This window comes from Cellulomonas alba (assembly GCF_030362835.1).
In the GTDB taxonomy this organism is placed as follows: domain Bacteria; phylum Actinomycetota; class Actinomycetes; order Actinomycetales; family Cellulomonadaceae; genus Cellulomonas; species Cellulomonas alba.
The window spans coordinates 1,945,925-1,959,798 of sequence record NZ_JAUCGQ010000001.1; the positions used below are offsets into that span (position 1 = coordinate 1,945,925).

The 13,874-nt window shown below is 72.0% G+C and carries 16 protein-coding genes; 10 read left to right on the plus strand and 6 right to left on the minus strand.

Annotated features, from left to right (window positions below):
* Positions 1 to 16 precede the first annotated feature (16 nt).
* On the minus strand, positions 17 to 424 hold the full coding sequence (locus QRT04_RS08925) for a hypothetical protein (protein ID WP_289454862.1): 408 nt from the start codon (positions 422 to 424) through the stop codon (positions 17 to 19).
* 105 nt (positions 425 to 529) lie between these two features.
* The gene (locus tag QRT04_RS08930) at positions 530 to 1,135 is read right to left on the minus strand and encodes a hypothetical protein (RefSeq protein WP_289454863.1); all 606 of its coding nucleotides are present in this window, start codon (positions 1,133 to 1,135) and stop codon (positions 530 to 532) included.
* Between the two features lie 50 nt (positions 1,136 to 1,185).
* Here QRT04_RS08930 and QRT04_RS08935 point away from each other — a divergent pair, with 50 nt between their 5' ends.
* Complete coding sequence (locus tag QRT04_RS08935) at positions 1,186 to 1,839, plus strand: TetR/AcrR family transcriptional regulator (RefSeq protein ID WP_289454864.1); 654 nt, start codon at positions 1,186 to 1,188, stop codon at positions 1,837 to 1,839.
* Here the strand turns inward: QRT04_RS08935 and QRT04_RS08940 are convergent.
* On the minus strand, positions 1,818 to 2,471 hold the full coding sequence (locus tag QRT04_RS08940; protein ID WP_289454865.1) for a GNAT family N-acetyltransferase: 654 nt from the start codon (positions 2,469 to 2,471) through the stop codon (positions 1,818 to 1,820). The two genes, QRT04_RS08935 and QRT04_RS08940, sit on opposite strands and share 22 nt — an antisense overlap.
* Positions 2,472 to 2,620: 149 nt before the next feature.
* Here QRT04_RS08940 and QRT04_RS08945 point away from each other — a divergent pair, with 149 nt between their 5' ends.
* From QRT04_RS08945 to QRT04_RS08955, 3 genes are read left to right on the plus strand one after another with little or no spacing between them, the layout of a single operon-like run.
* A complete protein-coding gene (locus QRT04_RS08945; RefSeq protein ID WP_407653576.1) occupies positions 2,621 to 3,541 on the plus strand; it encodes an ABC transporter ATP-binding protein in 921 nt (306 codons plus the stop codon).
* Positions 3,538 to 4,368 (plus strand): ABC transporter permease, encoded by an 831-nt coding sequence (locus QRT04_RS08950; RefSeq protein ID WP_289454867.1) that lies wholly within the window; start codon positions 3,538 to 3,540, stop codon positions 4,366 to 4,368. Before QRT04_RS08945 ends, QRT04_RS08950 begins: the two co-directional genes overlap by 4 nt.
* Positions 4,365 to 5,207 carry an ABC transporter permease gene (locus QRT04_RS08955; protein ID WP_289454868.1) on the plus strand — a complete coding sequence of 281 codons (843 nt, stop codon included), beginning with the start codon at positions 4,365 to 4,367 and terminating at the stop codon, positions 5,205 to 5,207. Before QRT04_RS08950 ends, QRT04_RS08955 begins: the two co-directional genes overlap by 4 nt.
* Positions 5,208 to 5,262: 55 nt before the next feature.
* On the opposite strand, the gene QRT04_RS08960 is transcribed toward QRT04_RS08955, so the two are convergent.
* Together QRT04_RS08960 and QRT04_RS08965 are read right to left on the minus strand one after the other, a co-directional pair.
* Positions 5,263 to 7,896, minus strand: coding sequence for a glycoside hydrolase family 9 protein (locus tag QRT04_RS08960; RefSeq protein WP_289454869.1), 2,634 nt, complete (start codon positions 7,894 to 7,896; stop codon positions 5,263 to 5,265).
* Between the two features lie 221 nt (positions 7,897 to 8,117).
* A complete protein-coding gene (locus QRT04_RS08965) occupies positions 8,118 to 9,050 on the minus strand; it encodes a YtxH domain-containing protein (protein ID WP_289454870.1) in 933 nt (310 codons plus the stop codon).
* A 127-nt stretch (positions 9,051 to 9,177) separates the two neighbouring features.
* Between QRT04_RS08965 and QRT04_RS08970 the strand changes: the two genes are divergently transcribed.
* Together QRT04_RS08970 and QRT04_RS08975 are read left to right on the plus strand one after the other, a co-directional pair.
* A complete protein-coding gene (locus tag QRT04_RS08970) occupies positions 9,178 to 9,717 on the plus strand; it encodes a peptidylprolyl isomerase (RefSeq protein WP_289454871.1) in 540 nt (179 codons plus the stop codon).
* A 137-nt stretch (positions 9,718 to 9,854) separates the two neighbouring features.
* Positions 9,855 to 10,571, plus strand: coding sequence for a rhomboid family intramembrane serine protease (locus QRT04_RS08975; protein WP_326522457.1), 717 nt, complete (start codon positions 9,855 to 9,857; stop codon positions 10,569 to 10,571).
* Between the two features lie 203 nt (positions 10,572 to 10,774).
* Here QRT04_RS08975 and QRT04_RS08980 read toward each other — a convergent pair whose 3' ends face one another.
* Positions 10,775 to 11,023, minus strand: coding sequence for a cell division protein CrgA (locus QRT04_RS08980; protein WP_289454872.1), 249 nt, complete (start codon positions 11,021 to 11,023; stop codon positions 10,775 to 10,777).
* 172 nt (positions 11,024 to 11,195) lie between these two features.
* Here QRT04_RS08980 and QRT04_RS08985 point away from each other — a divergent pair, with 172 nt between their 5' ends.
* Genes QRT04_RS08985 through QRT04_RS09000 form a run of 4 tightly spaced genes read left to right on the plus strand, consistent with a single transcriptional unit; the run spans position 11,196 to position 13,826 of the window.
* Positions 11,196 to 12,068 carry a DUF881 domain-containing protein gene (locus tag QRT04_RS08985; protein WP_289454873.1) on the plus strand — a complete coding sequence of 291 codons (873 nt, stop codon included), beginning with the start codon at positions 11,196 to 11,198 and terminating at the stop codon, positions 12,066 to 12,068.
* The gene (locus QRT04_RS08990) at positions 12,065 to 12,997 is read left to right on the plus strand and encodes a class E sortase (RefSeq protein WP_289454874.1); all 933 of its coding nucleotides are present in this window, start codon (positions 12,065 to 12,067) and stop codon (positions 12,995 to 12,997) included. The genes QRT04_RS08985 and QRT04_RS08990 overlap by 4 nt, the downstream gene beginning before the upstream one ends.
* The gene (locus QRT04_RS08995) at positions 12,997 to 13,155 is read left to right on the plus strand and encodes a hypothetical protein (RefSeq protein WP_289454875.1); all 159 of its coding nucleotides are present in this window, start codon (positions 12,997 to 12,999) and stop codon (positions 13,153 to 13,155) included. The genes QRT04_RS08990 and QRT04_RS08995 overlap by 1 nt, the downstream gene beginning before the upstream one ends.
* Before the next feature lie 47 nt (positions 13,156 to 13,202).
* Entirely contained in the window at positions 13,203 to 13,826 is a 624-nt protein-coding gene (locus tag QRT04_RS09000; protein WP_289454876.1) for an aminodeoxychorismate/anthranilate synthase component II, read from the plus strand.
* The last annotated feature ends 48 nt before the right edge of the window (positions 13,827 to 13,874 follow it).

The following is a 13,874-nucleotide window of genomic DNA, read 5'->3' on the forward strand; positions in this document are numbered from 1 at the left end:
CGCGGAGCGGTAGCGCTCAGGCGTGACCCGACCAGGTCTTGTCCTGGCAGTCGAGCACCGTCTTCGTCGAGTACTCCCCGATGCAGAGCTGGAACTTCACGGGCGTGCCCTCGGCGAGCGCGTAGTCGCGGTAGACGTACTGGCCGTCGCCGTACTTGTTCCAGAGGTCGGACTTGCGGTCGCCGTCGATCCAGATGCGCATGACCACCGAGTGGCCGTCCGCACGGGTGTCCTGGAGCTTGAACGACTCGCCGTCGGCGTAGAAGTCGCCGTAGGCGTTGCAGGTCGGGTAGATCGAGTACCAGTGCGCGAGCCAGCACCAGGTCGCGTTGATGTCGCCCGACGCCGCCTGGCCCGGGCCGGCGGCCGCGACGGTCAGGCCGACCGCCGCCAGGATCACGAACGCAGCGCGCTTCAGCTTCATGGTTCACCCCCAGGCGGGCGTCGGGCACCGTTGCTCGAGGCCCAGAACCAGGGTGGTGGTGCGCGCCGGTGCTGTCCACCGGAGGGCGGACGGGAGCGAGCGCCGTCAGGGACGCGCGTCGTCCGAGCCGACGGACGTCGTCATCGCGTCGAGGGGCGCGGCCGGCGGAAGCGTCCACCCCCCGAGCCATCCGCTGGCGAGGAGCAACACGCCCGGCACCAGACCGCCGACCACGGCGATCGCCGCGGCGGACGCGTCACCGACCGCGAGAGCCAGGCCGGCCACGCCACACGCCGCGATCCCGAGGCCCAGCCACCAGAACGGCCGGACGCGGAAGAGCGCGGCGAGCGGTAGGAAGTGCGCGCCGACCACGAGCGACACCCACGCGACGCCCGCGTCGGGCATGCCGAGCGGCCCGGCGACCACGCGGACGCCGACGAACAGCGCGACGACCTCCGCGAGGACGATCAGCCAGTAGGCGCGGCCGAACACCGGTCGTCCGGGGCCGTCGTCGCCGGTGTCGCGGGGGCGACGGCGGACCAGCAACCATGCGACCGCGGCGAACGCGGCGATGCCCGCCACCCGTACGGCGACGCGCGGCCCTGCCGACAGCGGCGCGGCGTTCACCTCGACGTAGACGAGCCCGAACGCGGCGCCGATCCAGGACCCGATCCACTGCCCACGCCCGCCGTGGGCGTCGCGGGCGTCCACCGATCCCTCCATGGCTCCCCCCGTGCTCAGAATTCAATATAGTGCGCTATATGGAAGCGCACCAGGGCGGCGGCACGAGCGGGACGTCGCGCTACCGGTCACCGGTGCGGGCCGCTCGCGCGGCCGCGACGCGGGCACGGATCGCGCTCGCGGCACGTGAGCTGTTCGCGGAGCACGGCTTCGCCGGCACCACGGTGGCAGCCATCGCCGGGCGCGCGGGCGTCGCGGTGCCGACGGTGTACGCGACCTACGGGTCGAAGGGAGCGATCGTCGCGGCCTTGCTGAGTCAGCTCGAGGACGACGCGGACGCGGACGGGTGGTGGGTGCGCATCGAGGCGGCGGAGTCGTCTGCGGAGAAGCTCACCCTCTTCGCGCGGTGGACGGCGGCGCTGCTGTCCTCGAGCAAGGCGGTGATCTCGGCGGCCCGCGACGCGGTGACCGACCCGGCGATCGTCGAGCTCGGCAGGCTCGGCGACGAGCATCGTCGCGAAGGGCTGCGCGAGCTGCTGGCGTCACTCGAGCTGCGCACCGACGTCGCGGCCGACACGCTGCTCGACCGCGCGTGGATCCTCACCGGACTGCACGTCTACCTGGCGGCGACGGACGGGTGCGCCTGGAGCGACGACGCGTACGCGGAGTGGCTCGCCGCGTGCCTCCGCGACCAGCTGCTGCCGACCGCGGGTCAGTCCGGCACGCCGAGGTGACGGCGCACGGCGGCGACGCCGTCGAGAGCGACCTCGGGCCGGTCGGGGTCCGCGGCCCACGCGTCCCGCGTCAGGACGTAGCGGATCGACTCGGCGGCCGCGCCCTCACGGGGCAGCACGTCGCGGCCGTTCTCGCGGTAGCCCACGCGGCGGGTGACGCCGTTGGAGCGCGCGTTGTCCGCGAAGGCGGTCGTCGTCGCGCGCTCCGCGCCGAGACCCTCGAACAGCAGGTGGAGTATCAGGCGGCGCATCCGGGTGCCGATGCCCTGACCCTGGAAGCGCAGGCCGAGCCAGGAGCCCGTCTCGGCCTGGCGCGTGACGCGGAATTCCGTCGCCTGCGCGCCCTGGAGGCCGACCAGCTCGCCGCCGCGCAGGACGGCCAGCTCGAGAACCCACCGCTCGGGCGACAGCTCGGCGCGCCGGCTCCACTGGTAACGCAGCACCGAGGTCGCGACCTCGGCCGGCGTGCCACGCGTCCACGGCACGGTGAACGGCATCGCGTCCGCCGCGTGCACCCCGTCGGCAGCCAGGAGCGCGGCCTGGAGCAGCAGGTCGTCGTCGAGATAGCGCAGCTCGAGGTCGCCGCTCGTGACTCGGAGGGCGGGGAAAGGCCAGACGTCGAGCGGGTCCATGCCCGCGAGGGTGGTGCCCCGGGTCGCAGCCGGTCAAACGGGAAACGCCGCGCGGTGGTGCTGCCCCGGGCGACCAGGACGGGCTGTCGCTCGTCGACGGGGGGCTCCCGACGTGCCGGACGTCGGAGGTCCGTCCTAGGTTGCTCCTCGTGACCGTCATCTCGGCCCGCGGGCTCGTCAAGCGCTACGGCGACCTCGCGGCGGTCGACGGCATCGACTTCGAGGTGCCCGCGGGCGAGTCGTTCGGGCTGCTCGGACCGAACGGCGCCGGCAAGTCGACCACGATGCGGATGGTCGGAGCGGTCTCGGCGCGCACGGCCGGCGACCTGACGGTCCTGGGGCTCGATCCCGACACGCACGGTCCGGAGATCCGCGCGCAGCTCGGCGTGGTGCCGCAGGAGGACAACCTCGACCTCGAGCTCCGCGCGCGGGACAACCTCGTGGTCTACGGGCGCTACTTCGGCATCTCGCGCGCCGAGTGCCTGCGGCGGGCCGACGAGCTCCTCGCGTTCGCCCAGCTCGAGGACAAGGCGACCGCGAAGGTCGACGACCTGTCGGGCGGCATGAAGCGGCGGCTGACGATCGCCCGGGCGCTCATCAACACGCCCCGCGTCCTGATGCTCGACGAGCCGACCACGGGCCTCGACCCGCAGGCGCGGCACGTGCTGTGGGACCGGCTGTTCCGGCTCAAGGAGCGCGGCACGACGCTCGTGCTCACGACGCACTACATGGACGAGGCCGAGCAGCTGTGCGACCGGCTGATCGTCGTCGACCACGGCCGCATCATGGCCGAGGGCAGCCCGGCCGAGCTGATCCGCCGGTACTCGACGCGCGAAGTCGTCGAGCTCCGGTTCGGCACCGACCGGAACGCCGACGCAGGCGCCCGTCTCGAGAGCGCCGCCGACCGCGTGGAGGTGCTGCCCGACCGCGTGCTGCTCTACACCGACGACGGCGAGCGCCTGCTCGAGCACGTGGCTCGCGAGGGGATGCGCCCGACCACGAGCCTCGTGCGCCGGTCGAGCCTCGAGGACGTCTTCCTGCGCCTCACGGGACGGAGCCTGATCGAATGACCGCGACGCGCGACGAGCTCGTCGCCGCCGCTCGCGGGCCGCGGCGCTTCGGCTGGTGGTACATCGCCGAGCACCAGTTCCGGCAGATGCGCCGGTACCTGTGGGTGGTCGTCGTCAACACGATCGGCAGCCCGCTGCTGTACCTGCTCGGCATCGGCTTCGGGCTCGCCTCCTTCATGACGAGGCCCATCGCCGACGGGCCGGACGGGCCGGTCAGCTACCTGCTGTTCGTCACACCGGCGCTCGTCGCCTCGGCCGGCGTCGCCGTCGCGTCGGACGAGTTCCAGTACTCGGTGATGATGGGCTTCAAGTGGCGCCGGCTGTTCTGGGGCATGAACGACTCGCCCGTCGAGCCGCCGCAGATCGTCACCGGGTTCGTGCTCGCCGTCGCCGGTCGGATGCTGTTCTCGACCCTGGCGTTCGCGGCCATCGCGGTGCTGTTCGGCGGTCTGGGCGACCCGTGGTCCGCCTTCGCGGTCGCGGGCGCCGGGCTGCTGGGTGGCATGGCGTTCGGCCTGCCGCTGCTCGCCTACTCGGCGACGATCACCGAGGACAAGGGACAGTTCGCGCTCGTGAACCGGTTCGTGTTCACGCCGATGTTCCTGTTCTCGGGCACGTTCTACCCGCTCGCGACGCTGCCGGTGTGGCTGCAGTGGATCGGCTGGGTCTCGCCGCTCTGGCACGCGAGCGAGATCGGGCGCGCGGCCTCCTACGGACGCTCGCCCGGGTCGTGGCCCGTCGGGTGGCACGTCGTCGTGCTGCTCACGCTGTGCGTGGCCGGGTGGGTGGCGGCGCGGCGCGTGTTCGTCCGGAGGTTGCGCGGATGACGAGCACCCGGACGACCGGAGACGCGCGCGGCCCGGAGGTGCGGCGGCAGAGCGCGGTGCGCGCCCTGTACGCCGGCAACGCGCGCGCGGTGCTCGGCCGCGAGCTCGCCGCGACGCGCAGCACCACCTGGACCGTGATCCTGTCCGGGTTCTTCGAGCCCGTCTTCTACCTGCTCGCGATGGGCAAGGGGCTCGGCGCGTTCATCGGCGACGTGACGCTGCCGAGCGGCCAGGTCGTCAGCTACGCGGCCTTCATCGCTCCGGGTCTGCTCGCCGTGTCGGCGATGAACGGCGCGGTCTACGACTCGACGTGGAACGTGTTCTTCAAGATGAACATGGGCGGTCGGCTGTTCCAGTCGATGCTGACGACATCGATCGGCCCGCTCGACGTGGCGCTCGGCGAGATCGCGTTCGCGCTGCTGCGCGGCGGCGCGTACGCCGCGGCGTTCCTCGTGATCATGCAGGTGCTCGGCCTCGTGCTCTCGCCGTGGGCGCTGCTCGCGGTCCCGGCGGTGCTGCTGATCGCGTTCGGCTTCGCGAGCATCGGCATGGCGATCACGAGCTACATGACGACGATCCAGCAGATGGACGTCATCAACACCGTGCTCCTGCCGATGTTCCTGTTCTCGGCCACGTTCTACCCGATCACCGTGTACCCCGAGCCGGTGCAGTGGGTGGTCAAGGCGTTCCCGCTCTGGCACGCGGTCGAGCTGATCCGCGGGCTCACGACGGGCGCGCTGAGCGGCGCGATGCTCGGTCACCTCACGTACTTCGTCGTGATGATCGCCGTCGGGATCACCTTCACCGCGAAGCGGCTGCGCGCGCTCTTCCTCGACTGACGGGCCGGGCGCGACGACGCCCGCGGCCACCGGACCGCGGGCGTCGTCGGCGCTGTCAGCCCAGCGTGCAGGCCTGGCCGTTGACGGTGAACGACGTCGGCTTCGGGTCGGTCCCCGTGTGGGTGCCGTTGAAGCCGATGTCCGTCGAGGCACCGGCCGCGAGCGTCTTGTTCCAGTCGAGCCCGGTCGCCGTCACGTTGGCGCCGGACTGCGACCACGTGGCGCTCCAGCCCTGCGTGACCTTCTGACCGGCGGTGAAGGCGAACGCGAGCTGCCAGGTCAGTGGCGTCGACCCGGTGTTCGTCAGGTGGATCGAGCCCGTGAAGCCGCTGCTCCAGTCGCTCGTCGAGTACGCGACCTTGCAGCCGCCGGACGGCGGCGGGGTCGTCGGGCTCGGCGAGATCGTGGCGTCGAACGTCGTGAACGACGCCGTCGGCGATGCCGCGGAGGCGTTGCCCGCGGCGTCCCGGGCGACCACGGCGTACGAGTACGTCGTCATCGGCGTCAGGCCGGTGAGCGTGTACGTCGTGGTCGACGTGCTGCCGACCAGCGTCGACGTCGTGCCCGACAGCCGGTAGACGTCGTAGCCGGCGACGCCCGACCCGGAGTCCGTCGACGCCGACCAGGTCAGGGTCGCGCCCGAGGTCCACACGTTCGACACGGCCGGCTTGCCCGGCGTGCTCGGGGGCGTGGTGTCGGCGGGCGGCGGGCTCGTCGGCGAGGTGGGCGGCGGGGTGGTCGTTCCCGTGGGCTCCGTGCCCCAGATGAGCTTGCCGCCGTCGTAGAGCGTGATCGCCTTGGTCTTGACGGACGCGGTCGTCGAGAGCCCGGCGAACGACGGGTCGTTCGTCGCGTCCCAGTGCGACCCGCCGGTCACGCGAAACTGGATCTCGCGGCGGTGCTGCGACTGGCCGCCGGGGTAGATGTTCTGACCGACGCAGCTGATCGTGACGTAGTACAGGGTGCCGCCCGCGTTGACCGGTGAGCCGCCCTGCGAGCCGCACTCGCTGTAGTTCGACGAGAGCGTGACGCCCGAGGCCGAGTCGCCCGAGTCGAGCGTGAACCAGTAGCGCAGCGTGCCGTTCGTGAGCGACCGCGCCGGGAACGCCGACTCGTTCCGGATCGTCGCCTTGATCTCGGTGAAGCTGCCCGACTGCGGCTGGTTGAGCTGCGCCTCGACGAAGATCTCGTCCTGGTCCGGCTTCTCCGCGACCGGGAAGCTCGCGAGCGGCGTGCCGCCGCACTCGTCGGTCAGCACGGCCAGCGCGCTCGAGAACCCCGCGTTGTAGTCCGTCGCAACCTCGTTCGAGGTGTAGTCGGAACGGCTGTCGGTGTACTGGTCGTTCGCCGACGACGGGCCGCCGACGAGCGCGCCGTACAGCACGTGCCGGTCGTTGACGGGGTTGTCGATGCTGTCGAGCCACGACCCGTGCGCCGTGCGGTGGTGCGGCTTGGTCGGCGGGTTCGCGCCGAAGCCGATCTCGTACGACGACTTCCGAGGGTTGTCACCGAGCGCGTAGTTGATCTGTCGCACGCCGAAGTCGTGGTACCGCGCCTTGCGCGTCGCGTCCGTCGTCCACTTCGAGTAGAGCAGCGCGACGAACGCGGTGTTCGCGGCGTAGCGCAGCGAGCCCCACGAGTCGAGCACGGCCTGGCCGCCCGGCGAGTACGTGACCTTCTGGCCGTTGTAGCCGACCGTCCACCAGTCGAGCCAGCGGTTCGCGTCGTCGACGTACTGCTGCTTGCCGGTCTCCATCGCGAGGAGCGCGTAGTCGGCGTACGACTTGTCGTCCCACGCGACGGTCCACGCGTACGAGTGCACCGTCGTCTGGTTCGCGTACGACAGCTTCTGGTACTCGGTCTCGGCCTTCGCGAGGTAGGTGGCGTCGCCCGTGGCCTTGTACAGCCAGTACGCCGCCCAGACGAGCTCGTCCTCGTAGCCGGACCACGACTTGTAGTACGCCGCGGCGGCCGTGACGCAGTCGGAGTACTTGCCGCGGTACGTGTCGGCGAACGTGAACAGCTGCTTGGCGTTCGTCAGGAGCTTCGCCGAGTACGTCGGGTCGTCGGACTTGAAGAGCATCGAGCCGCTGGCGAGCGCGGCGGCCGTCTCACCCGCGACGTCGGAGCCGGGGCAGCTCGCGTCGATCTTGTAGGAGGGCCGGGCCATCGCCATGACCTCGGCCGGGCCCCACCACTTGTGGTCCGCCTCGCCGTCGCCCACCTGGACCCAGAGCTCGTTCGGGGCGGTGTGGGCCTTGAGGAAGTAGTCGTCCGCCCAGCGCAGGTTCGACTTCAGCTCGTCGAGCTGGCTCGACCTCGTGTAGCCGCCGGGCGCGGCGAGCGCGCCCCAGGTCAGCATCGTGGCGGAGAACGCCATCGGCAGGCCGAACTTCACGTGGTCGCCGGCGTCGTACCAGCCGCCGGTCAGGTCGACGCCGTGGTCGGCGCCGTCCTGCAGGCCCGAGTCGCCCCGCCAGGACACGGGGTTGTCGGCGGGAAGCTTGCCCGAACGCTGAGCCTCGTAGAAGAACATCGACTTCTGCAGGGCCTCGGCGTAGTTGAACGCAGGGCCGGTGTCGGCCGCGGTGGCGACCGATCCGGGCATGACGAAGATCCCGGCCGTGATGGCCAGGGCGGTGGCGCCGGCGACGGCGAGCCGTCGACGGCCGGGCGCTGAACGTGGCATGTCGTCCTCTTCCGCGGCGGGGTGAGTGGCGCCGCGCAGGGACGTGCGACCGCCTCGGCACGGCGCTGGACGATCGTCCGGGGCCGCGCGTCGGGCGGACAGCGGTTGAAGCGTTTCGCCGGTGGCGTGAGCAGGCGGGAGGGGCCGCGGGACAGCGCGGGGCCCCCGGCACGCGGTGGCGCCGGGGGCCCTGCGAGCTGCGGGCTGCGGTCCCGCGCGGGTCAGATCTCGCCGGTGGGGGTGTCGTCGTCGGCGGACGTCCCGCCGGCCGCGTCGCCGCTGGTCTCGGACTTGCGTCGCGTGACCTTGCGCGCGGTCTGCGTCGCCTGGTCCTTGGCGTCGGCCACCTTGTCCTGCAGGTCGTCGACCGTGTCGCCCACCTTCTCGGCGGCGCGGCGACCGGCCTCGCGGCCCTTCGCCACCGCGGTGCCCGCGGCCTCGCCGAGCGCGTCCGCTGCGTCGCCGACCGTCGCCGTGAAGTCGCTGCGGTGCGGTGCGGGCTCACCCGGGTCCCAGGGCTCGGCCCACGGGTCGATCGTGGTGCGCGACCGGGTCCACGCGGCGATCGCCGCCCCCGCACCGGCGACGGCGAGGAGCAGCCAGAACACGTTGCGGCCGGTGTGCCGGCGCTTCTCCTCGTCGACGGCTGCGGCCGCCGCCGCGGCTGCCGCTGCCGCGCGCTTGGCGGCCTTCTTCGCGGCCTTGGTGGACGACTTGCTCGCGGCGTCCGCCGCCTGCGTCGCGGCCTTCTCGACGGCGGCCCCGGCCTTCGAGGCGGCGTCGTTCATCGCGTCGACCAGGCGAGGGATGAGGTCGTCGACCAGCTTGTCGTGCGCGGTGTCGATCGCGGGGGTCGCGTACTCGGCGGCCTTCTCGACGCGAGGCGCAGCGGCTTTCACGCTCTCCTTGTACAGGTGCTCGACGCGTGGCAGCAGCCAGTCGATGAACGACTCGACCTTGGGGGTCGTCCAGTCCTTCGCCGCGCTCGCTGCGTCGCTCGCCTTGGCCGCCGCCTCCTTGGCTGCCTCCTTGGCACCGGCCGCAGCGTCCTTGGCCGTGCTGCTCGCGCCGGCCGCGTTCCCGGCGGCGTGCGCGATCGCAGCGCGGAGGTCCGCGGCCTGGTCCTCGATCGAACGGCGGTTACTCATGCTCATGGCGGGCTCCCGGCTCGTGGTCGTGGTTTCCCACACTCTGCCACCGCCGCCCGGGTTCCGCTCCGGCAGGCGGATCCGGGCCCGACGGACCCCTCGCCTGCGGCGATGCCCGTGCGAGACTGGGCGCATGTTCGCGACCCTGCACACGACCGCCGGTGACATCCGGATCGAGCTCTTCCCGAACCACGCGCCGCGCACCGTGGAGAACTTCGTCGGGCTCGCCACGGGCTCGAAGGCGTGGACCGACCCGGCCACGGGCGCCGAGCGCACCGACCCGCTCTACGCGGGCATCGTGTTCCACCGCGTCATCTCGGGCTTCATGATCCAGGGCGGCGACCCGCTCGGGACCGGCCGCGGCGGCCCGGGCTACAACTTCGACGACGAGATCCACCCCGAGCTCACGTTCTCGGAGCCTTATCTCCTCGCGATGGCCAACGCGGGCAAGCGCCTCGACCCGGCGACCGGCCGCGTCGGCGGCACCAACGGCTCGCAGTTCTTCATCTCGGTCGCGCCGACCACGTGGCTCAACGGCAAGCACACGATCTTCGGCAAGGTCGCGGACGACGAGAGCCGTGCGGTGGTCGACGCGATCGCCGAGACGCCGGTCCGTCCGGGCGACCGCCCGGTGCAGGACGTCGTCATCAGCTCGGTCACCGTCGAGGACTGACCATCAGCAGCTCCACCCCTGCCCCGGGCGCGCCGGTCGCGCCGCCGGTCTGCCCGCGACACCCCGACCGGGTGTCGTACGTGCGGTGCCAGCGATGCGACCGGCCCGTCTGCCCCGACTGTCAGCGGCCCGCCGCCGTGGGCGTGCAGTGCGTCGACTGCGTCGCGGAGGCGGCCGCGCAGACGCGACAGCCGCGCACGGTGCTCGGCGGCCAGGTGCGCGCCGGTGCGCCGGTCGTCACCATCACGATCATCGTCATCAACATCGCGGCGTACGTGCTGCAGCAGGTCGTGCCGGGGTTCACCAGCCACTGGATCTTCAGCCCGCGGATCGACAGCCACGACTACGTGCGCATGCTGAGCACGGCCTTCCTGCACGCGTCGATCACGCACATCGGCCTCAACATGGTGACGCTGTGGTTCGTCGGCCCGTTCCTGGAGAACGCGCTCGGTCGCATCCGGTACGCCGTGCTGTACCTCGTCTGCGCGTTCGGCGGGTCCGTCGGTGTCGTGGTGATCGCGCAGCTCACTCACTCGTGGCCGTCGGGGGTCGTCGGTGCGTCGGGTGCGATCTTCGGCCTGTTCGGCGCGGTGTTCGCCGTCATGCGCCGCATGGGCGGCGACATCCGCTCGATCCTCACGCTGATCGTGCTGAACCTGGTGCTCGGGTTCGTGGTCGCGAACATCTCGTGGCAGGCGCACGTCGGCGGCCTCGTCACCGGTGCCGTGCTCGCCGCCGCGTACGCCTACGCGCCGAGGAAGTGGCAGAAGGCCACGGCGTGGGTCGCGCCCATCGTCGTGGTCGCGTTGCTGGTGCTCGCGCTGCGGGCGGCGTACGCGGCCGCCGGCCTCTGACCGCTCGTCGCTCGTCGGGCTTCGTACCGGCCGTCCCCAGAGCGCCCGCCCGTCGTCCCCAGGCGAGCTGTGCGCGACTCCGCGCGTCCCGCGGCCGTCCCCAGGTCTGACCACAGCTGTGGAATTACACCGGTGTAGTTATCCACAGCTGTGTCCACCGCTGGGGACGGCGCGGGTCCGCCGTCCCTGTCGTCAGGGTGAGGTCAGCGCCAGCGCGTCGTCATGCCGAACCCGGCGATGATCAGCACGAAGCCGATCGCCAGGTTCCACTGCTCGATGCCCGGGATCGGGTACTTGCTCTGCGACAGGTAGGTCACGACGATCCAGGCGAGGCCGGCGACCATCAGGCCGACCATCACCGGGACGAACCACGGCGGGTTGACCTTCGGCGCGGCCGACTTCGCGGCCGGCGGCGTGTAGGTGGCCTTCTTGCGCGACCGAGACTCGGGCACTGGCTCGCTCCTGTCCAAGCGGGGTGGCTCGACGGCCACGGACGATCTCGGCTCCTTCGCCGAGATCCTGGGTGGAACTCGTGTGGTCAGCCGTACGGCCCACGGACCGCACAGTCTGGTGACCTAGCCTAGTGGGCACCCGACGAGGGTCGGACCCCCGAAGGAGCCCCCCGTGAACGAGCACCCCCACCGGGCCCGTCGCCTCGTCGCGCGCGGCACGCTGACGGTCGCTCTGGTGCTCGCTCTCTCGGGTGCCCTGTTCGCGGCGAACGCGAAGTTCGCGCACGCGCAGGGCGGCGGCCGGGACCCCGAGGACCTGGCCGGGCTGACGAAGGTCGAGACCGATCGCGTCACGCGGCTGTCGAAGCAGGTGGACGGGCTGAGCCAGCAGGTCGCGCAGCTCACGGACCGCGAGAACGTCGCGAACGGCGACCTGATCGGCTCGCCCGGCGCGGGGTACGTCGTCGAGGGCGGCGCGGTGCCCGTGACGGGGCCGGGCGTCACCGTGCGGCTCGACGACGCGCCGCAGGACGCGCCGCTGCGCGACGACGTCAGCCCCGACGTCCTCGTCGTGCACCAGCAGGACATCCAGGGCGTGATGAACGCGCTCTGGGCCGGCGGCGCGGAGGCGATGGCGCTCGAGGACCAGCGCGTCATCTCCACGAGCGCGTTCCGGTGCGTGGGCAACGTGCTGCGGCTCGAGGGCCGCCTCTACTCGCCGCCGTACGAGGTCCGCGCGATCGGAGACCCCACCCGGCTGCGCGCCGCGCTCGACGCCTCGCCCGCGGTGCAGGCCTACCTGCGCGACGCCGACGAGGTCGGGCTCGGCTGGTCCGTCACGAACGCGTCCTCGCCGCTCGAGCTGCCCGCCTACTCGGGCGCCACCGACCTCACCGCGGCGACCGTCCCTCCGGGCACGCCGGTGCTGCCGGGTCTCGACGCCGCCGGTGCGGAGGCGAAGCTCGCGCCGGCGTCGGGGTCGCCGAGCGCCAGCCCCACCCCGACCTCGTCCGACGCCCTGCCCACCCGCGGGACCCACCGGTGAGCGCGCCCGAGCACGCCGGCGTGCCGGTCGACCCGCAGGGGGCCGCCCGCGTCGAGCCTGCGGCTCCCGGATCGCCTGCGCCCGGTGACGAGCGGGGCGCACCCAGCGTGAAGGCCCGTCCGTCGCGCGCCCACTCGATCGTGTTCGGCACCGTCGGCGTCATCGGCGAGCTGCTGATCACGGCCGGGGTGCTGCTGTTCGGCTTCCTCGCCTGGCAGCTGTGGTGGACCGACGTGCAGGGCGACAAGGCGCAGGCGCAGATCGTCGACGACTTCGCGACCGACCCGGTGCCGACCACGACGCCGACGGTCGCGGGCGAGGCAGCCCGCGTCAAGATCGCGACCCCGCGGCACGACGAGCCGCCGGTCGACAAGGCGCCCGCGCACGCCGTCACGTTCGCGACCGTCCAGGTGCCGCGGTGGCACGGCATCGGCGCCAAGCCGATCAGCGAGGGCATCGACCGCGCGACCGTGCTCAACCCCAAGGGCGTCGGGCACTACCCGGGCACGCAGATGCCGGGCGACGTCGGCAACTTCGCGACGGCCGGCCACCGGACCACGTACGGCAAGCCGTACCACCGGATCGCGGAGCTCAAGGTCGGCGACCCGATCGTCATCCGCACCAAGACGACCTGGTACGTGTACCGGATGGTGTCCAAGGAGATCGTGTACCCGAACGACGTCGGGGTGATCGCGCCCGTGCCCGACCAGCCGGGCAAGAAGCCGACGAAGCGCATGATCACCATGACGAGCTGCACGCCGATGTACTCGGCCGCGCAGCGGTACGTGGTCCACGGCGAGCTCGACTACTGGGCGCCCATTAGCAGCGGGATCCCCGTCGAGCTGCTCGGCACCAAGGGCAACCCCTCGCTCGCCGACGCCGGGCTGACGTCGATGCCGACGTCCACGTCGACCCTCGGGGGGCGCTGATGTACGCGTGGCTGTGGCGGCACCTGCCGGGTCCGGTGGCGGTCCGCGTGCTGATCCTGCTCGTGCTCGCGGCCGCGGTGCTCGTAGCATGCTTCGCCTGGGTCTACCCGGCGCTCGCGCCGCTCATGCCCTTCAACGACACGACGGTCGGCAACTGATCGGTCACCGCCGTGACTCCGAGCGCAGCCGTGACAGGAGCTCTGCCGTGACGAAGATCCTCGTGGTCGACAACTACGACTCGTTCGTCTACACGATCGTCGGCTACCTGCAGCAGCTCGGGGCCGAGACGATCGTGGTGCGCAACGACGCCGTGCCGGACGACTGGCGCGAGCAGGGCTACGACGGCGTGCTGGTCTCGCCCGGCCCGGGCACGCCCGCCGAGGCCGGCGCGAGCATCCGCGTCATCCGCGAGTGCGCCGAGTCGGGGACGCCGATGCTCGGCGTGTGCCTCGGCCACCAGGCGCTCGGGGAGGTGTTCGGCGGCACCGTCACGCACGCGCCCGAGCTGATGCACGGCAAGACGAGCGCCGTCGAGCACGACGACACCGGGGTGCTGCGCGGGCTGCCGTCGCCGTTCACCGCGACGCGCTACCACTCGCTCGCCGTGGTCGACGGGACCGTGTCCGACGAGCTCGTCGTCACGGCCCGGACGCACGGCATCATCATGGGACTGCAGCACCGGACGCTGCCGCTGCACGGCGTTCAGTTCCACCCCGAGTCGGTGCTGACCGAGGGCGGCCACCGGCTGCTCGCGAACTGGCTCGAGCTGTGCGGCGACCGCGAGGCCGTCGCCCGGTCCGAGGGGCTGCACCCGCTCGTCCGGCTCTGACCCGGCGCTCGTCCGCGTAGACAGCGAAGGGCCCGGCCCGCCTGGTGT